The 19,923-nt window shown below is 67.3% G+C and carries 17 protein-coding genes and 1 tRNA gene; 3 read left to right on the forward strand and 15 right to left on the reverse strand.

The window, feature by feature from the left end; translation table 11 throughout:
• Positions 1-39: 39 nt before the first annotated feature.
• On the reverse strand, positions 40-3,498 hold the full coding sequence (locus D6T63_RS11860; protein WP_120149233.1) for a pyruvate carboxylase: 3,459 nt from the start codon (positions 3,496-3,498) through the stop codon (positions 40-42).
• 225 nt (positions 3,499-3,723) lie between these two features.
• On the opposite strand from D6T63_RS11860, the gene D6T63_RS11865 reads away from it, so the two are divergent.
• Positions 3,724-4,548, forward strand: a complete 825-nt coding sequence (locus tag D6T63_RS11865) for a ParA family protein (RefSeq protein WP_120149234.1) — start codon at positions 3,724-3,726, stop codon at positions 4,546-4,548.
• Positions 4,549-4,653: 105 nt separating this feature from the next.
• Here D6T63_RS11865 and D6T63_RS11870 read toward each other — a convergent pair whose 3' ends face one another.
• The 14 genes from D6T63_RS11870 to D6T63_RS11935 form a co-directional block, all read right to left on the reverse strand.
• On the reverse strand, positions 4,654-5,241 hold the full coding sequence (locus D6T63_RS11870) for a MerR family transcriptional regulator (RefSeq protein WP_120149235.1): 588 nt from the start codon (positions 5,239-5,241) through the stop codon (positions 4,654-4,656).
• A gap of 244 nt (positions 5,242-5,485) precedes the next feature.
• Entirely contained in the window at positions 5,486-5,989 is a 504-nt protein-coding gene (locus tag D6T63_RS11875) for a bifunctional nuclease family protein (RefSeq protein WP_120149236.1), read from the reverse strand.
• An 11-nt stretch (positions 5,990-6,000) separates the two neighbouring features.
• Entirely contained in the window at positions 6,001-6,750 is a 750-nt protein-coding gene (ftsR, locus tag D6T63_RS11880; RefSeq protein WP_120149237.1) for a transcriptional regulator FtsR, read from the reverse strand.
• Between the two features lie 8 nt (positions 6,751-6,758).
• Positions 6,759-7,250 carry an FHA domain-containing protein gene (locus tag D6T63_RS11885; RefSeq protein ID WP_120149238.1) on the reverse strand — a complete coding sequence of 164 codons (492 nt, stop codon included), beginning with the start codon at positions 7,248-7,250 and terminating at the stop codon, positions 6,759-6,761.
• Between the two features lie 77 nt (positions 7,251-7,327).
• Complete coding sequence (gene gcvH / locus D6T63_RS11890) at positions 7,328-7,714, reverse strand: glycine cleavage system protein GcvH (RefSeq protein WP_182976972.1); 387 nt, start codon at positions 7,712-7,714, stop codon at positions 7,328-7,330.
• Positions 7,715-7,913: 199 nt separating this feature from the next.
• Positions 7,914-7,987 (reverse strand) — tRNA-Pro (locus D6T63_RS11895).
• 76 nt (positions 7,988-8,063) lie between these two features.
• On the reverse strand, positions 8,064-9,620 hold the full coding sequence (der, locus tag D6T63_RS11900; RefSeq protein WP_120149240.1) for a ribosome biogenesis GTPase Der: 1,557 nt from the start codon (positions 9,618-9,620) through the stop codon (positions 8,064-8,066).
• A gap of 84 nt (positions 9,621-9,704) precedes the next feature.
• On the reverse strand, positions 9,705-10,358 hold the full coding sequence (cmk, locus tag D6T63_RS11905) for a (d)CMP kinase (RefSeq protein WP_235830717.1): 654 nt from the start codon (positions 10,356-10,358) through the stop codon (positions 9,705-9,707).
• Between the two features lie 95 nt (positions 10,359-10,453).
• Positions 10,454-11,575 (reverse strand): prephenate dehydrogenase, encoded by a 1,122-nt coding sequence (locus D6T63_RS11910; RefSeq protein ID WP_120149300.1) that lies wholly within the window; start codon positions 11,573-11,575, stop codon positions 10,454-10,456.
• 9 nt (positions 11,576-11,584) lie between these two features.
• Positions 11,585-13,027, reverse strand: coding sequence for a pseudouridine synthase (locus tag D6T63_RS11915; RefSeq protein ID WP_120149241.1), 1,443 nt, complete (start codon positions 13,025-13,027; stop codon positions 11,585-11,587).
• 27 nt (positions 13,028-13,054) lie between these two features.
• The gene (scpB, locus tag D6T63_RS11920; protein ID WP_235830700.1) at positions 13,055-13,696 is read right to left on the reverse strand and encodes an SMC-Scp complex subunit ScpB; all 642 of its coding nucleotides are present in this window, start codon (positions 13,694-13,696) and stop codon (positions 13,055-13,057) included.
• Complete coding sequence (locus D6T63_RS11925; RefSeq protein WP_120149242.1) at positions 13,689-14,591, reverse strand: segregation and condensation protein A; 903 nt, start codon at positions 14,589-14,591, stop codon at positions 13,689-13,691. Before D6T63_RS11925 ends, scpB begins: the two co-directional genes overlap by 8 nt.
• Before the next feature lie 35 nt (positions 14,592-14,626).
• Positions 14,627-15,514, reverse strand: a complete 888-nt coding sequence (locus tag D6T63_RS11930) for a ParA family protein (RefSeq protein WP_120149243.1) — start codon at positions 15,512-15,514, stop codon at positions 14,627-14,629.
• Between the two features lie 306 nt (positions 15,515-15,820).
• The gene (locus D6T63_RS11935; protein ID WP_120149244.1) at positions 15,821-17,248 is read right to left on the reverse strand and encodes a cation:dicarboxylate symporter family transporter; all 1,428 of its coding nucleotides are present in this window, start codon (positions 17,246-17,248) and stop codon (positions 15,821-15,823) included.
• 230 nt (positions 17,249-17,478) lie between these two features.
• Here D6T63_RS11935 and D6T63_RS11940 point away from each other — a divergent pair, with 230 nt between their 5' ends.
• Together D6T63_RS11940 and D6T63_RS11945 are read left to right on the forward strand one after the other, a co-directional pair.
• The gene (locus D6T63_RS11940; RefSeq protein WP_235830701.1) at positions 17,479-19,194 is read left to right on the forward strand and encodes a sensor histidine kinase; all 1,716 of its coding nucleotides are present in this window, start codon (positions 17,479-17,481) and stop codon (positions 19,192-19,194) included.
• Positions 19,191-19,913 carry a response regulator gene (locus D6T63_RS11945; RefSeq protein ID WP_120149245.1) on the forward strand — a complete coding sequence of 241 codons (723 nt, stop codon included), beginning with the start codon at positions 19,191-19,193 and terminating at the stop codon, positions 19,911-19,913. The genes D6T63_RS11940 and D6T63_RS11945 overlap by 4 nt, the downstream gene beginning before the upstream one ends.
• The last annotated feature ends 10 nt before the right edge of the window (positions 19,914-19,923 follow it).

A 19,923-nucleotide genomic window follows, 5' to 3' on the forward strand; every position in this document is an offset into this window, starting at 1 on the left:
TGCTGAGGGAGCGCGGGCAGGCTGTGGCGCAAGGAGCTATCAGGACGGTGCGATGACGAGGAGGAGGTCTCCGCCTTGGGCTGGTGCGGTGCCGGTGAAGGCGACGCGTTGGATGGTTCCGTTGATGGGTGTGGTGATGTTCGCTTCCATTTTCATGGCTTCGATGGTGGCGATGGTGTCTCCGGCGGCGACGGTGTCTCCCTCTGTGCGGTTGATGGTCACGGATCCGGCGAAGGGCGCAGCGATGTGCCCGGGGGTTCCCGGGTCTGCTTTCTCGGCGGCCTTGACGTCGCTGTCGACGCTGCGGTCGCGCACGCTCACGGGTCTCATTTGCCCGTTGAGGGTGCACATCACGGTCCGCATGCCCTTCTCGTCGGGCTCGCCGACGGCTTCGAGGGTGGCGATGAGGCGGACGCCTTTTTCGAGTTCCATGACGTGCTCGGTGCCCGGCTGCAGTCCGTAGAGGTAGTCCGCGGTCCCCAGGACGGACACGTCGCCGTAGGTGTCGCGGATACCCTGGAAATCCTTGGTGGGTCCGGCGAACAGCAGGGTATTCAGTGCGGTCCTGCGCTCCTTCGGGGTTCCTGCGAGCTTCTTCTCATCATCGGCGGACAGTTCGGCATTGCGGGGTTTGAGTTCCCTGCCCTGGAGGGCCTTGGTGCGGAAGGGTTCGGGCCAGCCACCGGGCGGGTTCCCGAGGTCTCCGTTGAGGAACCCGATGACCGAGTCGGGGATGTCGTAGTCCTGCGGGTTGTCCTCGAACTCTTTCGGGTCCGCGTTGGCGCCCACGAGGGCCAGGGCAAGATCCCCGACGACCTTCGAGGACGGTGTGACTTTCACCAGGCGCCCCAGGATCCTGTCGGCCGCGGTGTACATGTCCTCGATGGCCTCGAAGCGTTCGCCCAGTCCCAGGGCGATGGCCTGCTGCTTGAGGTTGGAGAGCTGGCCTCCCGGGATCTCGTGCCGGTAGACCCGGCCCGTGGGGCCGGGGAGCCCGGACTCGAACGGGGCATACATGCGCCGCACAGCCTCCCAGTAGGGTTCCAGCGCGCACACGTTCCCCAGGTCCAGGCCTGTGTCCCGGGGTGTGTGGGCCAGGGCGGCGACCAAAGCCGACGCCGAGGGCTGGCTGGTCGTTCCGGCCAGGGCTGCGCTGGCGACGTCGACGGCGTCGACGCCGGCGTCGGCGGCCGCCAGCAGGGTGGCGAGCTGCCCGCCGGCGGTGTCATGGGTGTGCAGGTGCACCGGCAGATCGAAGCGTTCCCGCAGGGCGGTGACCAGGCGCGCGGCGGCGGCCGGGCGGAGCAGGCCCGCCATGTCCTTGATGGCCAGGATGTGCGCGCCGGCATCGACGATCCGTTGGGCAAGATCCAGGTAGTAGTCCAGGGTGTAGAGCTTCTCGGCGGGATCGAGCATGTCCGAGGTGTAACACAGCGCTACCTCGGCGACCACGGTCCCTGTGGCCCGGACCGCGCGGATCGCCGGTTCCATCTGCGACACGTCGTTCAGGGCGTCGAAGATCCGGAAGATGTCGATCCCGGACGCTGCGGCCTCGGCCACGAACGCCGTCGTGACGGCCTCGGGGTAGGGGGTGTAGCCGACGGTGTTCCGGCCGCGTAGCAGCATCTGCAGGCAGATGTTCGGTATCTCCCGCCGCAGCACGTCGAGGCGCTCCCACGGGTCCTCACCCAGGAACCGGAGCGCGACGTCGTACGTCGCACCACCCCAGGCCTCCACCGACAGCAGGCCGGGAGTCAGGGCCGAGACACTCGCACCGGCTGCGGCAAGATCACGGGTCCGCACCCGTGTCGCCAACAGAGACTGGTGCGCGTCCCGGAATGTCGTATCCGTCACCGCGACCGCGGTCTGTTCCCGCAAGGCCCGCGCGAAACCTTCCGGACCCAACTCCAGCAACCGCTGCCGGCTACCTGCCTGAAGCGGCGGGGCCTCCCGCCCGGCATCGCGCCAAGCATCCCGCCCGGCGTCCCGGTCCGCCTGGTCCTCGGGCAGGGCGGGCAATTTCTCCCGTGGGTCCAGGTGGGCCGGCCGGGCACCGTTGGGCTGGTTGACGGTGACGTCGGCGAGCCAGGTGAGCAGTTTCGTGCCCCGGTCCGCCGGTACCCGGGCGGTGAGGAGTTCGGGGCGTTCGTCGATGAAGGAGGTGGCCACGTTCCCGGCGACGAAGTCCGGATCGTCCAGGACCGCCTGCAAAAAGGAAATGTTCGTCGAGACCCCGCGGACCCGGAATTCGGCAAGCGCCCTCCGGGCTCGGGTCACCGCGGTCGGGTAGTCGCGGCCCCGGCAGGTGAGCTTGACCAGCATCGAATCGAAGTGCGGACTGATCTCCGCCCCCGCGTACACGGTCCCGCCATCCAGGCGCACCCCGGCGCCGCCTGCGGACCGGTAGGCGGAGATCCGTCCGACGTCAGGACGGAACCCGTTCGCCGGGTCCTCCGTGGTGATCCTCGACTGCAGGGCAGCACCCCGCAGGTACACCGTGTCCTGGCTCAGTCCCAGATCCGCCAGGGTCTCCCCGGCGGCGATCCGCAGCTGCGACTGGACGAGGTCGACGTCCGTGACTTCCTCGGTGACGGTGTGCTCGACCTGGATGCGTGGGTTCATCTCGATGAACACGTGCTGACCGGCGCGTTCCCCCACCGTGTCCACCAGGAACTCCACCGTCCCGGCATTCACATAGCCCAGGGCCGTCGCGAACTTCACCGCGTCCCGATGCAACGCCTGTCGAATCCCTTCATCCAGGTTCGGCGCGGGAGCGATCTCGATGACTTTCTGGTGGCGGCGCTGCAGCGAACAATCCCGCTCGAACAGATGCATCACGTTGCCTTCGGCGTCCGCGAGGATCTGCACCTCGATATGCCGAGGCCGCAACACCGCCTGCTCCAGGAACATCGTCGGGTCACCGAACGCGGACTCCGCCTCCCGCATCGCCGCCTCCAGCGCCTCCGGGAGCGCCTCGCGGGTCTCGACCCGACGCATCCCACGGCCACCACCACCGGCAACAGCCTTCGCGAACACCGGGAAACCGATCTCGTCCGCCGCAGCTATCAGTTCCTCGACGTCGGCGCTGGGCCGCGACGAGCCCAACACCGGGATACCCGCCGCGCGAGCGGCGTCGAGGGCCATCACCTTGTTACCCGCCAGCTCCAGCACGTCCGCCGGCGGGCCCACGAACGTGATGCCCGCCTCCGCCGCGGCCCTCGCCAACCCCGGATTCTCCGACAGGAACCCATACCCCGGATAAATGGCGTCACACCCCGACTCCACCGCGACCCGGATGATCTCCTCGATATCCAGATACGCCCTCACCGGGTGTCCCTCCTCACCGATCAGATACGCCTCGTCGGCTTTTTGCCGGTGGATCGAGTTCCGGTCCTCATGAGGGAACACCGCAACAGTCTTCGCTCCCACCTCATGACAAGCCCGAAAAGCCCGAATCGCGATCTCGCCGCGGTTAGCTACCAGAATCTTCGAGAACATCGCACTCCTGCATCCTTGCCGGTTGGGTCCTTCACGCTGGCATGATCCTACCCGGCGGCCGGCCGGAGTCCTCTGCGCAGGTCGCCGTGCTTCTCCGCCCTCCGTGACGACGAGCACGGCAGCGCCGTCCCGGGAGTCCGGGCGCTTCTCCCCTATGATTGGTCGGGGATCAATCGGACATCCGCCTGCTCCGGCGGCGGTCACAGACAGGTATGGGTTCAACACGTGCAGGTAGTGAGCATCAGCAGTCTCAAAGGCGGCGTGGGCAAGACGTCGGTCACTCTGGGGCTGGCTTCGGCCGCGTTGGCAGCGGGCATCCCCACCCTCGTCGTCGACCTCGATCCTCACGCTGATGTGACCACCGGGCTCGGCGTCAGGCCGTCGGGCCAGATCGACGTCGGGCGCCTCCTCAAGGACGCGCGGCGCGGCGATCTGGGAGCCAACACCGTCCCTGCCGGCTGGGTTGCGACCGCAGCGAAGCTGTCGGGTCCCTCGACATCGACGCTCGATGTGGCAATGGGGTCGGCGTACTCCGGCATCTACGACCGGCCAGATCTCGGTCGACGTGATCAACGTCGACTGACCACGCTCCTGTCGCGGGTCAAGGGCTATAGCCTCGTCCTCATCGATTGCCCGCCCTCACTCAACGGACTCACCCGCATCGCGTGGACCGCGAGCAACAAGGTGGTCCTCGTGGCCGAGCCCGCCCTCTTCTCGGTGGCAGGCACGGAACGAACCATGCGTGCCCTCGAACTCTTCCGCCGTGAGTTCGCCCCTGACCTGCACACTGCGGGCATCGTGGCGAACCGCGTTCGCGCGTCCTCCCACGAGCACGCATTCCGGCTCGGAGAGATGAAGCAGATGTTCGGAGACCTCCTCCTCAGTCCGACCATTCCGGAGCAGGCGAACTGGCAGCAGATCCAGGGCGCAGCCCACTCGGTGCATCACTGGCCAGGAGAATCCGCCCGGCAGGCAGCGGGCTACTTCGATGAGCTGCTGAGAGGTGTCATGGATTCCGGAAGGATGCGGAGCCGCAGCGCTCGACGCTGACCCGCACACGACCATGCCTCCCTCATCAAGTGCTTCAATGAGGTAACGGCACACGTTGTCGGGATCGCTCCTGCCCGGTGAAGAATCGCCCGGCCGCGGGTAGCGCTAGCTGATCTTGCGGGTGGCCCGGCGCTTGCTGAGCTCGTCGCCCGGGAAATCCTGTTCCAGCGCATGCTCGCTCGGGAGGGCCGCGAGGCTGCCTTCCACTTCACGCCAGACGCGCCCCACTGCGATACCGAACACTCCCTGGCCGCCCTGCACGAGGTCTATGACCTCGTCGGCGGACGTGCACTCGTACACACTGGCGCCGTCGCTCATGATCGTGATCTGCGCAAGGTCCTCCACGCCGCGCTCACGCAGGTGCTCAACAGCAGTGCGGATCTGCTGGAGGGAGACGCCGGTGTCGAGCAGTCGCTTGACGACCTTGAGGACGAGGATGTCGCGAAATCCGTAGAGCCGCTGCGTACCGGACCCGGAAGCACTGCGCACAGCCGGCTCCACGAGCCCGGTGCGGGCCCAGTAGTCGAGCTGACGGTAGGTGATGCCCGCGGCCTTGCAGGCTGTGGGGCCGCGGTAGCCGGCATCCTCATCGAGGACGGGGAGATCTTCCGTGAACAGTAAGCCCTGGGCGCTCGCCGGCACACCAGCGCCTGCCGGGCTGCTTGCCTTGCCGGCGTCACCCTTCGGACTCACGTGTTGCCTCCTCGTAGCGTCCCCGGGAAAGATGCTCTGGGAGGAACCTCAGGACGTGCACTCACGTGCGCCCCGAGTCCCCCACACATGATGGGAACTGTATGGTTCGACGTTAGATCGCGGAAGGGCCGAGGTCAAAGAGGCTGCATCCCAAGAATCGGCGTGTCGGCGAAGGCTCGCCGCCAACACGAAGCCGGCACCCGGGGACTCCGGAAGAAGAACCCATGCGTGCCCGCAACTCCGCCTAGCGCTCGAAGTCCTCGGGCTCCACATCGGCGAGGAACTCCCTGAACTGGAGGACCTCCTTCTCGGCCGTTGCCTCCGTGTCGCCGTCCTCTGCGTCATCGGCATCAGCGTCGGCGATCTCGACGCCGGCCACTGTCATCACGTCGTCGGCGCAGTAGATGGGACACGGGACGCGCAGCGCAACGGCCAGAGCGTCCGAGGCGCGGGAACTGACGGTCACACCATCACTGAACACGAGTTGCGCGTGGTACACGGTGTCCTCGACCGAGGTGATCCGTACCTCACTGATGACCTTGCCCACAGCAGCGACGACGTCGACCAGCAGGTCATGCGTCATGGGTCGTGGCGGTACGATTCCCTGCTGCACGAAGGCGATGGCACTGGCCTCCGGGGCGCCGATCCAGATCGGTAGGTGCCGCTCCCCCGATGATTCGCGCAGGAGGACCAACGGCTGGTTCGAGGGCAGTTCGATCCGTACGCCCACCACTTCTACTTCGATCACGGGGACGCCGCCTAACTGTCCATGCGGGCTATATGGCTATGTACGAGGGCGCTGTGCAGGCCCAGGCAGAGTTCACTGATCTCTCGCGCAGTCTCAGCGGCCCGAGCCTTGGACGCGACGTCCTTCCGGGAAGCCAGGGGTGCCACGACGCGCTCGACGAGTCCCAGTTCGCGGTCGGCGGCTGCGCGGAACGGCCTCAGGTGGCGGGGTTCGATACCGTGGCTCTCGAGCTGGACGCAGGCTCTGGTGATCTTGAGGGCGTGCTCGTCGAACCGGTTGTCGACGGCAGCGATGAGTCCGAAGCTCACGAGGTCGTCGACGAAGCGGCGCGGTGCGCCGGCCTCGGCGGCCAGCGTCTCGGCGGTGAGTCGACGGGTATGCGCGCTCAGTTCCCTCGACAACTGGTCGGAGACGACCCGCGGCGAGAGCGTCATGCCGCCGGGGAGCGAGTCCGGTCGCTCACCGCGATCGATGGCGTCGACGTAATCCTTGATGACCTTGAGGGGAAGGTACTGGTCGCGCTGGAGAGCGAGCACGAAGCGCAGGCGCTCGACGTCGTGCGCTGTGTACTTGCGGTATCCGGCTCGCGTCCTTTGCGGGGTGATGAGGCCCTTTTCTTCCAGGAAGCGGATCTTCGACGCTGTGACCTGAGGGAACTCCCCGGACAATTCGCGCAGCAACTCACCGATGGTCAGGACACCGGCACCGGAATGACCGGAGAGGAGACCGGCCGGCCGGGGAGCGGGTTGGGAGACAGGCATGAAGCGGACTAGGCCTGCGCTGTCGTGCGCTGCGCGGTCTGGCCAGGGACGGTCCGTGCCGCATAGAACGTCAGGCGGAACTTGCCGATCTGCACTTCGTTGCCGTTGCGCAGTGCCACGCTGTCCACACGATCGTTGTTGACGTACGTGCCGTTGAGGCTTCGGGTATCGACGACCACGAAACCACTGTCGCTGCGGCGGAACTCGGCGTGCTGGCGGGATACCGTCACATCGTCGAGGAAGATGTCCGCGTTGGGGTGGCGCCCTGCCTTCGTGATGTCTTCATCCAGCAGGAACCGCGCCCCGGCGTTCGGGCCGGAGTGGGCGATCAGGAGGGCGGAGCCGTCGGGAAGGGCCGCTACAGAAGCCTGCTCCTCGCGCGTCAGATTTCGTTCCAGCTCAGTCGTGGCGACGTATGGCGGCAGACCGATCGTCGTTGTCTCAGGAGACGTCATGTGCGGCTCTTCTCCATTCACGGCTGGGTTCACGTTGGGTACCATCGAACTTTCCTCCCCTACTGCGTGGAACGGCTGGTCGCGCTGAGCCGCTCCGCCCCTGCTGCCTTCGCCGGGTGGTTCTAGCCTACCTGCTGGGAGTAATCGGCTGAACTCAGCAGGCCCTGTACTACGGAAGGGTCCGAGACCTTGATCTCCAGCAACCAGCCCTCGCCGTAGGGGTCGGTGTTGATCAGGGAGGGATCGTCGTCGAGCGACTCGTTGCGCGCGACGACCTGACCCGTGACGGGGGCGTAGATGTCGCTGACGCTCTTGGTCGACTCGACCTCACCGATGACGTCGGAACCGGTGACCGCGGTGCCGGCCTCGGGCATCTGCACGTAGACGACGTCGCCGAGGGCGTCCTGGGCGAAGTCGGTGATGCCGACCCGCACCGTACCGTTGACGGCGAGCTCACTGACCCACTCGTGCTCCGCGGTGTAGTACAGGCCATCGGGAATGTTGCTCATGGTCGCCTTTCGAACGCGCGGGGTGAATCGGCGGCTGGAACGGCCGCCCGGGACGGGTACTGGTCGAGTATAGGCATATCCCGGCCACGGGTGACGAGCCTTCCACCCAGCGTTCCGCTGCATCCGCGAAAGCTCGGCAGACCATGCAAAAAGCCCGTCTCCTCCGGCTCGAAAGCCGGCGGAAACGGGCCCTGCAGTGTCGGGATGACAGGATTTGAACCTGCGACCCCTTGACCCCCAGTCAAGTGCGCTACCAAGCTGCGCCACATCCCGATCGGCCTGTCCAGCAGGCCAAACCACTCGGATAACGATACATCATGACCGGGGCGGATCAGCACATCGGACGGCGTCAGCGCTTGCGGCTGCGCTTCTCGCGGACCCGCATGCTGACCTCGATGGGAGTGCCCTCGAAGCCGAAGGTCTCGCGGAGCCTACGAGTGATGAAGCGGCGGTAACCCGGGTCGAGGAACCCCGTGGTGAACAGGACGAACTTGGGCGGGCGACTTGAGGCCTGTGTCCCGAAGAGGATGCGAGGCTGCTTGCCACCGCGCACGGGGTGCGGGTGCGCTGCGACGAGCTCACCCAGGAACGCGTTGAGGCGTCCCGTGGGGATACGGCGATCCCAGGATTCGAGCGCGATGTCCAGCGCGGGTACCAGGCGGTCCTTGTGCCAGCCGGTCAGGGCCGAGATGTTGACGCGGGGAGCCCAGTCGACGTGTGCGAGGTCCTGTTCGATCTCGCGCTCGAGGTAACGGCGGCGCTCGTCGTCGAGCAGGTCCCACTTGTTGAAGGCCAGCACGATCGAACGGCCCGATTCGATGGCCATGTTGAGGATGCGCACGTCCTGCTCGCTCATCACCTCGTCGACGGCCAGGAGCACGACGGCCACCTCCGCCTTCTCGAGCGCCGACTGCGTGCGCAGTGATGCGTAGAAGTCCGCGCCCTGCTGCATATGCACGCGGCGGCGGATGCCGGCGGTATCGACGAACCGCCACGTACGCCCACCGAGCTCGATCATCTCGTCGACAGGATCGCGCGTGGTACCGGCCAGCGGGTCGACGACGACGCGATCGGTGCCGGCCAGCTTGTTCAGCAGGGATGACTTGCCCACGTTGGGGCGGCCGATGAGGGCCACCCGGCGTGGTCCGCCGGAACGCTCGATGCCGCCGTGCTCAGAGAACTCGGGAAGGATCTCGATGACCTTGTCCAGCATGTCGCCGGTACCGCGCCCGTGCAGTGCCGAGACCGGCCAGGGCTGACCGAACCCGAGACCCCACAGGACGGAGGCGTCGGCCTCGTTCTGGATGTCGTCGACCTTGTTGGCGACCAGGATGACGGGCTTCTTCTTGCGGCGCAGCATGCGCACCACGGCCTCGTCGGTGGCCGTGGCTCCGACGGTCGCATCGACGACGAGCAACACGGCGTCCGCCATGTCGACGGCGATCTCGGCCTGGTCGGCGACGCGGGCGTTGATTCCCTTCGCGTCCTGCTCCCAGCCGCCGGTGTCCACGAGGGTGAAGTTGCGGCCGGTCCACTGGGCGGGATACGACACGCGGTCGCGCGTGACACCGGGTGTGTCCTCGACGACTGCCTCGCGGCGCCCGAGGATACGGTTGACCAGGGTCGACTTGCCGACGTTGGGACGCCCGACGATGGCGAGGACAGGGTTCAGCCGGCCCTCCGCCTCGTCGTCGTAATCCTCGTCCTGACGGGCAAGGAGCGCGGCGTCCTCGTCGTCGAGCTCGTAGTCCTCGAGGCCGGCCCGCAGCGACGCGGCGCGCTGCTCCGCCTCGGCGTCGTCGAGGGTCTCGAGCAGTTCGCTGACCTGGTCCTCGCCGCTCGGCTCGAAGTCCTCGTCGGGCCCGGTGCCCTGGTCCGTCGCGTTCGGCGAAAGGTTCTCGCTCATCGTTAGTTCCTTCGGTTGGTGTTCACCGTCTCCCGACGGTAATCCTGGTGGGCGCGAGCCCGGAGAGTTTGGTGCGGGCGCCGGTTAGTGCGCCACAGTCCGCACGACGTCGAGGACGGCCGAAACGGTTTGTTCGAAATCGAGGTCGGAGGAGTCGAGCGTGACCACGCCATCGGCTGCCTGACGGAAATTCACCACGGTGGAATCCTTAGCGTCACGATCGATGACCTGCTGCTTCAACTGGACCTCCGATTGCGTCCCCCCGAGCTGATCACCCCGGCGACGCAGCCTGGCCTCCTCGCTGGCCGTGAGGAGGATGCGCACTTCGGCGTCCGGGGCGACGACGGTGGTGATGTCGCGTCCCTCTGCCACGATGCGGTGCCCCGCTCCGGCGATCAGTGCTCGCTGGCGGCGGATCAGTTCTGCCCGCGCGCCCATGGTCGTCGCGACTGCGCTGACGGCCGAGGAGACCTCCGGCTCGCGGATGGCGGCCGTGACGTCATCACCCGAGATGGTCACGGACTCGCGGTCCGGGCTGGTGCTAATGAACAGCTCGATGTCCCGCGCCGCGGCCTCTACTGCGGAGCCCTCCTGCAGGTCGATGCCGGAGGCGATGCAGTGCAGGGTGACGGCCCGGTACATTGCACCGGTGTCCAGGTACGCGGCGCGGAGTCGGCGGGCGACCTCGCGGCTGACGCTCGACTTCCCCGACCCGGAGGGCCCGTCGATGGCCACCACGAGGGACTTCCCGAGGCGGAACCCGGCGTACGGACTCGCCGCCCCTGCTGTCCGGGTGGCGTCGGTCGTCGGTGTGCTGTCTGCTGATATCCGGGTCACTGCACTACCTTCCAGCCCCGCTGCGTGAGGGACTCCGTCAATTCCTGTCGCCTGCCCGGCAGGACCGATAGCTCCGCAAGGCCGACCTGACGTCCGGGCGAGTGTTCCAGCCGGAAATCCTCGACGTTGATGTCGGTGTGCCCGATCTCCGTGAGGAGTTTCGCTATCTGTCCTGGTACGTCGTCGACGAGGACGGTGAGCCGCGCGAAGGAGTCCGGCGGGGTCCCGTGCTTGCCCGGTACGCGTGCCTGGCCCGCATTTCCCTCCGTCATCAGCTGCGCCATGTCGAGTCGCGCTCCGCCTGCCATTGGATCCTCCAGCGTGGTGATCAGGCGGTTGAGGTCCTCGCGCACCCCATACAGGATGTCGACGAGGCGGCCCGCGTTCGCCGAGAGGATCTGCACCCACAGGCGCGGATCACTTGCGGCGATGCGGGTGACATCCCGCAGTCCGTTGCCTGCGAGGGCGAGCGCCTGCACGGGCGAGTCCTGCAGGCGGCTCGCCACCAGTGAGGAGACGACCTGCGGGAGGTGCGAGATCAGGGCGACGGCGCCGTCGTGCTCCTCGGCGGTCATGCGCGCAGGCACCGCACCGAGGTCGACGGCGAGCGATTCGGCGCGAAGGACGGCGTCCGGCGCGCTTCCCGCATGGGCGCACAGCACCCAGGGTGCTCCGATGAACAGTTCGGCACGTGCCGCGACGGGACCGGATTTCTCACGGCCGGCCATCGGATGCGTGCCGACGTAGCGGGACAGGTGCCCGGCCACGTCGGGCATTCCTGCGAGTTCGCGGAGGATCGCTTCCTTCACACTGCAGATGTCGACGACGACGGCGTCCGGGTGTGTCAGCAGTGCCTCGGCGATGACCCGGGCGGTGACGTCGGGCGGAGTGGCTACGACGACCAGTTCCGGCGACAGGCCCTCCCCCGCGACCTTGACGTCCGAGTACAGTCGACCCGCGCCGATGTCACGGGCCACAGCCTCCGTGGACGGCGAGCTGTCGGACAGGACGACATCGAGCCCGCGGGCCCGCAGGCCCAGCCCGATGCTCGCGCCCAGCAGGCCCGCCCCCACGATGAGGACGGGACCGGCGAGATGCGTTCCCTGTTCCGCGCGCATGACCATCTGCTAGAGGCCCACCGATGCCAGCAGGTGCCCGACCTCCTGGCGTCCGAGCACGCGGATGCTGCCCTGGCGTTGGTCCCCGACGCGGATGGGGCCCACCTGGATGCGGACGAGTCGCTCGACGGGGTGCCCGACGGCGTCGAACAGGCGCCGGACGACACGGTTGCGGCCGGAGTGAAGGACGACTTCGACGAGGACGTGGCCTGGAGTCGAGTCGACGAGCTTGAAGGAGTCCACCTGCGCGATGCCGTCCTCGAGCTCGATGCCCTCCTTCATCTGGGCGCCGATACCCTGGGCCATGGGCCCGCGGACCTGGACGAGGTAGGTCTTCGGAACCTCGTAGGACGGGTGCGTCAACCTGTTGGTCAGCTCACCGTCGTTGGTCAGCAGGAGCAGGCCCTCGGTCTCGGCGTCGAGCCGCCCGACGTGGAAGAGCCGCTCGCTCTTGTCCTTGTTCTTGAGGAAATCGCTGATGCAGCGACGACCCTCGGGATCCTCCATGGTGGAGACGACGCCGCGGGGCTTGTTGAAGACGTAGTACTTGAGGTGCTCGTTCAGCTGGAGCCGGATTCCGTCCACATGGATGGCTGCCTGCTCGGGGTCGACGCGTACGCCGAGTTCCGTGACGATGGTGCCATCGACCTCCACGCGACCGTCGAGGATCATCTCCTCGCAGATACGGCGGGACGCAACGCCGGCGAGGGCCATCACCTTCTGCAGGCGCACGCCCTCGGGGTTGTGCACATCGATCTCGTCCGCGGGACGGCTGGCACGCTTGGGCTTCGCCGTACGCACAGGACCGAGGTTCTGTCCGAAGCGCTCCCGCCCGAAGGCCTTGGCGCCTGCGGGCTTCTGGCGTGCTGCACCGTCCTGCCCGGAGCGGGCACCCGGACGGCCGGGCTTGCTTGCCGCACGCCCTCCGGCCTTCGCTCCGAAGCGGCTCGACGGCGTTCCTGCCGACGGGCGGCCCGCAGCAGAACGGGCGCGGCCATCGGCTGACTCACGACGCTCGCCACTGCCCTGCGGACGGCCCTCGCCGGAACGGCCGGCACTGGGACGACCCTCGCCGGAACGGCCGGCGCCACGCTCATCGCGGCCCTGGAACGGACGGCCCTCACCGGAGCGGCCGGCACTGGGACGACCCTCGCCGGAACGGCCGGCGCCACGCTCATCGCGGCCCTGGAACGGACGGCCCTCACCGGAGCGGCCGGCACTCGGACGACCCTCGCCGGAACGGCCGGCGCCACGCTCATCGCGCGCCTGGAACGGACGGCCCTCACCGGAGCGGCCGGTACTGGGACGGCCCTCGCCGGAACGGCCGGCGCCCTGCGACGGAGCGCCGCGCGGCGAGGACTTCCGGGCACGGTCAGCGTCGGATGGGCGTCCGGCAGACCCGCCGCGGCGCGGCGTATTGCGTCCGGAACCGGATCCTGGCTGCTGTGTCATGTGGAAAGTCCTTCGTGTCGGTCATGCTCAATACGTCGTTTCGTCATACTCCCCAAGGCTCTCGAGGCCCGGTAGGTGGGGAGCGATCCGGGGCAATTCGGTGACGCTGCCCAGCCCCAATCTTTCCAGAAAGAGGGTGGTGGTCCCATAAAGAACCGCGCCGGTCTCGGGATCGGTCTCCATCTCGACAACCAGTCCACGCTGAAGCAGCGTGCGGACCACGGAATCGACGTTGACGCCCCGAATTGCAGAAACCCGGGCACGGGAGACAGGTTGGCGGTATGCGATGACCGCCAGAGTCTCGAGTGCTGCCTGTGAAAGCCGGGCAGATTGGCCATCGAGCACGAAGTCGGCGACAACGGATGCGAACTGCGTCCGGGAGAAGATGCGCCACCCGCCGGCGATGTTCCTGAGTTCGAAACCGCGCGGCGCAGGTGGCTCGGTGCTCTGGAGGCCTAACCCAGTATAGCCGTCGTACTCACGCTGCAGGTCCACGAGGACCGAGTGCACCAGGGCCGTCGGCCGATCGAGGACCGCAGCTACCTGTTCGTCCGTGACCGGGCGGTCTGCCACCACGAGGATCGCCTCGATGGCGGCCCGGATCCCACCGGGCAGGTCCTCGATGCGGGAGCTGCGCTCAACCCCGGAGGGTGGCATCGCCTCATCCATACCGCGCTACCTCCAGACCGTTCCGCTGGATCCTCCCGGGAACCGAGCGCCTCGCGCCGTCCTCAGGGATCCCACCACCCTCGACATCGCCCGTCAGCCTGTCGGCAGGCCGGCTTAGCTCTCCCGCACTCCAGCGGACCACCAACTCGGACAGCGGCGCCGCCTGTTCGAAGGAGATGGCACCGTCCCGGAACAAGTCGAGCAGCGCGAGGAACCGGACGACCAGCAGCAGTCGGCTGTCGGCATCTTCGGTGAGTTGCCGGAAGGACAACGGCCCCCGGGCGAGCAACAGGTTCTGGAGGACCACCGCCTGGTCCCGCACGCTCACAGGCGGCGCGTGCAGGTGCTCGATGCTGACCTTGGCCGGCTTCTCCTGGCGGGGTGACAGTATCTTCGCTGCGAGCGCTGCGAACTCCTCGGGTGAATGCTTCCAGAGAAGCTCCGGAAGCAGGCGTGAGAACTGCGGCTCGAGGGGTGCGTTCCGAGGATGACGTGCGTCCTCCATCTCGAATCGTTCCGCGAGGTGCCGCGCCATCTCCTTGAACGCCCTGTATTGCAGGAGCCGCGCGAACAGGAGGTCGCGGGCCTCGAGGAGCGCGATGTCCTCCTCGTCCTCGACTGCTCCGGCCGGCAGGAGGCGAGCGGCTTTCAGATCCAGGAGCGTAGCTGCGACCACGAGGAACTCGCTGGCCTCGTCGAGCTTCCATTCTCCTTCGGCTGCCTGGATGCGCCGGATGTGTGCGATGAACTCATCCGTCACCTCCGCCAGGGCGATCTCGGTGATATCGAGTTCGCGCCGCGAAATGAGGTTCAGGAGCAGGTCGAACGGTCCGCTGAAATTGGTCAGCCGCACCTCGAAGACAGTTTTCTCCGCTGTGGGCGCGATGGTTGCCACCTACCGGGCCTGGGCGGACCCGACATGGGCCGGCACTAGGGTGCTCCGCCCCTGGCTATGAGCTCCTTGGCGAGCCTGCGATAGGCGTCGGCGCCCGAGTGGTTGGCCGCATAGGTCGTGATGGGCTCGGCGGCCACCGTTGCATCCGCGAACTTGATGGTGCGCTTGATGACCGTCTCGAACACCTTGTCTCCGAAGGCCTCCACGAGGCGCGCTATGACCTCCCGGCTGTGCAGCGTCCGCGCGTCGTACATGGTGGCGAGCACGCCGTCGATCTGGAGCCGCGGGTTGAGGCGGTCCTGGACCTTCTCGATCGTCTCGACCAGCAGGGCCACGGCCCGCAGGGCGAAGAACTCGCAGATGAGCGGGATGATGACGCCGTGCGCCGCCGTGAGGGCGTTGACCGTCAGGAGTCCGAGGGAGGGCTGGCAGTCGATGAGGATGACGTCGTAGTCGTCCGACACCTTCCGCAGTGCCCGGTCAAGCACCTGCTCACGCGCCACCTCGTTCACCAGCTGGACCTCGGCGGCGGAGAGGTCGATGTTCGCCGGCAGGAGGTCGATATTGTCGATCGCGGTGTGCTGGATCGCGTCGTGGATGGTGACCTTGCGATCCATCAGGACGTTGTACACCGTGACGTCGAGCTCATGTGGGTTCGTTCCGAGCCCTGCGGACAGCGCTCCCTGCGGATCGAAATCCACCAGCAGGACCTTACGTCCCGCTTCGGCGAGCGCGGCGCCCAGGTTGATGGTCGACGTCGTCTTGCCGACCCCGCCCTTCTGGTTGACCATCGCGATGACCCTGGCCGGGCCGTGCGATTCGAGGACCCGGGGTTCAGGGAACTCCGTTACCGGGCGGCCGGTCGGGCCGAGTCCCGCGTCCGCTGCGCCGGGCAGAGTTGCGGAACCCTGTTCACTACTCACGTTTGTATCCACGCTTCCATCAGAATCGGTGCGGGCCGGCCGGGAATCGGGATCCAGGCGGCATTTCTCTTGGTCAACCGTACAACGCCAGCGGCAACGGCCGGAAAGGCCGGCACCGATCGGCCGCGAGCCTTGATCCTCAAGCTGAGGTCTAACCTTCGCCTGGATGCACCTCTCCGCGGACCGTTCGACGCTCCCGGTCCTGCATCGGACGTGCTCCAGAACGACGACGGCGATGGTCCGGAATCGATCCGGGCCATCGCCGTCGTTCACGACCCGGGCTGGTGGCCCGGTGTCAGGTGCTGATCAGCGGGACGTTGTTCCGCGCACTGCAGCGTCCGTCCGGACAGCAGCGCCCTCCTCGACGTCGATCCCGTCGGCGCTGTCGACCTCGACGTCGTCGTTCTCGAAGCGGTGATCCGTGGTCATCGTGGCCTCGTCGAAGGGAAGTCGTCCCTCGAGGACCTCGTCCACGCGGGCCCGGTCGATCTCCTTGGTCCAGGTACCGATGAGCACCGTGGCCACGGCGTTCCCGGTGAAGTTCGTCAGTGCACGGGCCTCGGACATGAAGCGGTCGATGCCGACGATCAGGCCGACACCGTCGACGAGGTCGGGGCGGTGCGACTGCAGGCCGCCGGCGAGGGTCGCCAGACCAGCACCCGTGACGCCTGCAGCACCCTTCGAGGCGATGATCATGAAGACCAGCAGGGAGATCTGCTCACCGAGGGCCAGCGGCTTGCCGAGCGCCTCCGCGACGAAGAGGGCCGCCATGGTGAGGTAGATCGCGGTGCCGTCGAGGTTGAAGGAGTAGCCCGTGGGGACGGTCACACCGACGACGGGCTTGGAGACACCGACGTGCTCCATCTTCGCGATCAGGCGGGGCAGTGCCGCCTCGGAGGAGGAGGTGCTGAAGATCAGCAGGTACTCCCGGCCCAGGTACTTCATCAGCTTGAAGATGTTGACGCCGGTCACGATCTTCAGGAGCCCGCCGAGGATGACCACGATGAAGAGGGCGCAGGTGATGTAGAACGCGATCATGAGGGTCGCCATGCTGATGATGGCCTGCACGCCGGTCTCACCGACGACGGCTGCGATGGCACCGAACGCTCCGATGGGTGCCAGCCACATGATCATGATGAGGATGCGGAACACGAGCGCCTGGATGTGGCCGATACCGCGGAGCACCGGCTTGCCGGCGGAGCCCATCTTCTGGAGCGCGAAGCCGACGAGCAGTGCGACGAACAGTGTCTGCAGGATGCTGGGGCCCGTCAGGGCGGACAGCAGCGTGGTCGGGATGATGCTCAGCAGGAAGCCGACCGTGCCCTCGGGTGCGCCCTCGGCGGTAGCGGGGAGTTCGTACGTCGACGACGAGATGTCCAGGCCTTCGCCCGGGTTGATGAGGTTGCCGACCACGAGGCCGATGGCGAGCGCGAAGGTCGACATGATCATGAAGTAGGCGAGGGCGAGGCCGCCGACCTTGCCCACCGTCGCAGCTTTCGCGATGGACCCGACGCCCAGCACGATGGTGCAGAAGATGATCGGGGCGATCATCATCTTGATGAGGTTGATGAACCCGGTCCCGAGCGGCTTGAGGGCCTTGGCGAATTCGGGCGCCGCGAGGCCGAGGATGGCCCCGAGGATCACCGCCGCGATCACCGCGATGTAGAGGAAGTGGGTTTTGTCGACCCTCTTGCGTGGTTGTGCAGATCCGCTGTCGGACCGCGATGGCGCCATAGCCATGAGGTTCTCCCTAGGTGGTCGGCCGCCCGGCAGCGCCGTCGGCCGGAGGTCGTTCTCCGACTGCGGGTCTCACCAGGAAAGCGTAGTGTTGGGTGTTTCCCCTTCATCATTGCACCGGGAGTGATCCCGATCACGATTGAGTTCATACTGGTCGTGGCTCGGTGTGGCCCCGGCCGCCCATCCCCGGTGAAAGCCGGCAAGCCCGGAAGGAGCAGGATCACGGCGTGAGTCGATGGAGCCTCGCCCGGCAGTTCTTCCTGGCTCAGCTCGTGTTCATCCTGGTGCTCTCGGCGTCGCTGTCCGTGATCCTGTACATGGATGCCGCCCAGGGAGTCAATGACGCGACAGCCGAGCGCATGGTCGCGGTCTCCACTGCCATCGCGCTCGAGCCGGCGGTACTCGAGGCGGTCGAGGGACCTGACCCGACGTCCACCCTCCAGCCGTACGCGGTCACGGTGATGGACCGGCTCGGAGTCGATTTCATCACGATCATGGCGCCCGACCGCACGCGTTTCACACACCGGAACCCGGAGGAGATCGGGAAACCCTATATCGGGTCGGTCTCCGAAGCCCTCGCCGGGCGGACGCAGATCGAGACCTACGCGGGGACCCTCGGTCCCTCGATCCGCTCGATCGTCCCGGTGGTCGACGACGGCGGCACCGTGCGCGCGATGGTGGCGGCGGGCATCACGGTGGATCGGGCGGCCATCGCGCGCAACGCGCAGCTGCCCCTCGTCGCTTCCATCGCCCTCGGCGCCCTGGTGCTGGGTGCGCTCGCCTCCTTCCTGCTGAGCCGTCGGCTCCGGAATGCCACGCTCGGCATGGGCCCGGCGGAACTGTCGCGCACCTTCGTCTTCTACGATGCCGTCCTCCACTCCGTCCGTGAAGGGTTACTCCTGACGGATGCCGACGGGCGACTCGTCCTCTACAACGACCAGGCCGCACGCCTCCTCGGGCTCGACGACACGCAGAAGCCCGTACCGGCGTCGCACCTCGGGGTTCCGCCGTCGCTGCGTGAACTGCTTGCCTCGGGCCGTACCGCGCACGACGAGGTACACCTCACCGACAGCCGCGTCCTCGTGGTGAACCAGGAGCCCGCCGTCCCGTCGACTGCCGCGGGCCGCGGTGTCCACCCCCAGGCCGCACTCGGTACCGTGACCACCCTGCGCGACCATACCGAGATCAAGGCGCTGACCGGACAGGTGGAGACGATGCGCACGCTGACCGATGCGCTGCGCTCGCAGACCCACGAGCATGCCAATCGCCTGCACACCATCGTGTCCCTGGTGGAGCTCGGCAGGAGTGCGGACGCCCTCGATTTCGCGACGAGGGATCTGCAGCAGTCACAACGACTCACCGACGAGGTGGTCCGCGCCGTCGACGAGCCCTTCATCGCCGCCCTCCTCCTGGGCAAGGCCGCGCAGGCGCACGAGCGCGGCATCGAACTGACGTCGACCGTCTCCCCCGATGCGCAGGCCGGGTCGTTGAATCCCGTGGACCTCGTCACGATCATCGGTAACCTCCTCGACAACGCCTTCGACGAAGCTGCGGTGTCAGAGGAGCCACGGGTCCTCCTGACCGTGCGGCGCGTGGCGCCGGAGACCGGCGCACCCCGCCTGGAGATCGTCGTGGAGGACAGCGGCAACGGTCTGCCCGACTCCGAGAAGGCGAAGGTCTTCGAGTTCGGCTACACCACCAAGGACGCGAAGGGCGGCGGTCGCGGCGTCGGCCTGGCCCTCGTCCGTCAGGCGGTCCAGCGTTTCGGCGGCGCCCTGGACGTCACGGACACCGACGACGGCGGCGCACGGTTCTCGGTCCGCCTGCCCTACCCGGCTCTGGAACGTCCGAGTGCTCCTGCCCAGGCGGATGTCGCCGCGGCGAGGACCGGAGCGGCAGGCCCCACCGAACTGCAGGCGGCGGACGGCGGGGCCGGCACATGAGCGCCATCCGCGTCCTGGTCGTTGAGGACGATCCCGTCGCCGCGGACGCACACGCCGAGTACATCCGCCGTCTGGCGGGCTTCGAACTGGCTGGTGTGGCCCGGAGCGGCGCCGAACTCGCGGCCTTCCTCCAGCTCGCCGGCGAACTGACGAGCCGGACCGAGACCCCTGTCGACCTCATGCTGCTCGACATGAACCTTCCCGACGCGCACGGTCTGGACATCATCCGTCGCGTCCGCGGGCTCGGCCTTCCGCTCGACATCATCGCCATCACGGCCGTGCGGGACCTGCAGGTGGTCCGAGCGGCCATCTCCTCCGGGATCGTGCAGTACCTCATCAAGCCCTTCACCTATTCGGCCTTCAGCGAGAAGCTCGGTGCCTACCAGGACTTCCGTCAGAGCCTGGTGGAGCAGGCATCAGCGACCACGCAGGCGGAGGTGGACCAGGCCTTCGCCTCTCTCCGGCCCGCGACGGCCGCCGCCCTGCCGAAGGGCCTGTCGGCCGAGACTCTGCGCGCGGTCTCCGGACTCCTCAAGGAGCTCCACGCCCCCACCTCGGCCATCGAGGTCTCGGAGGCGCTGTCCATGTCGCGGGTCACCGCGAGGCGCTACCTCGAACATCTCGCGGATCAGCAGTCGGTCCTGCGAACGTCCAGGTACGGCACGCGGGGGCGACCGGAGTTCGAATACAGCTGGGCGCGGAGCCCGACCGACCGCTAGGGCCGGTGCC

This window comes from Arthrobacter cheniae (assembly GCF_003602275.1).
In the GTDB taxonomy this organism is placed as follows: domain Bacteria; phylum Actinomycetota; class Actinomycetes; order Actinomycetales; family Micrococcaceae; genus Arthrobacter_D; species Arthrobacter_D cheniae.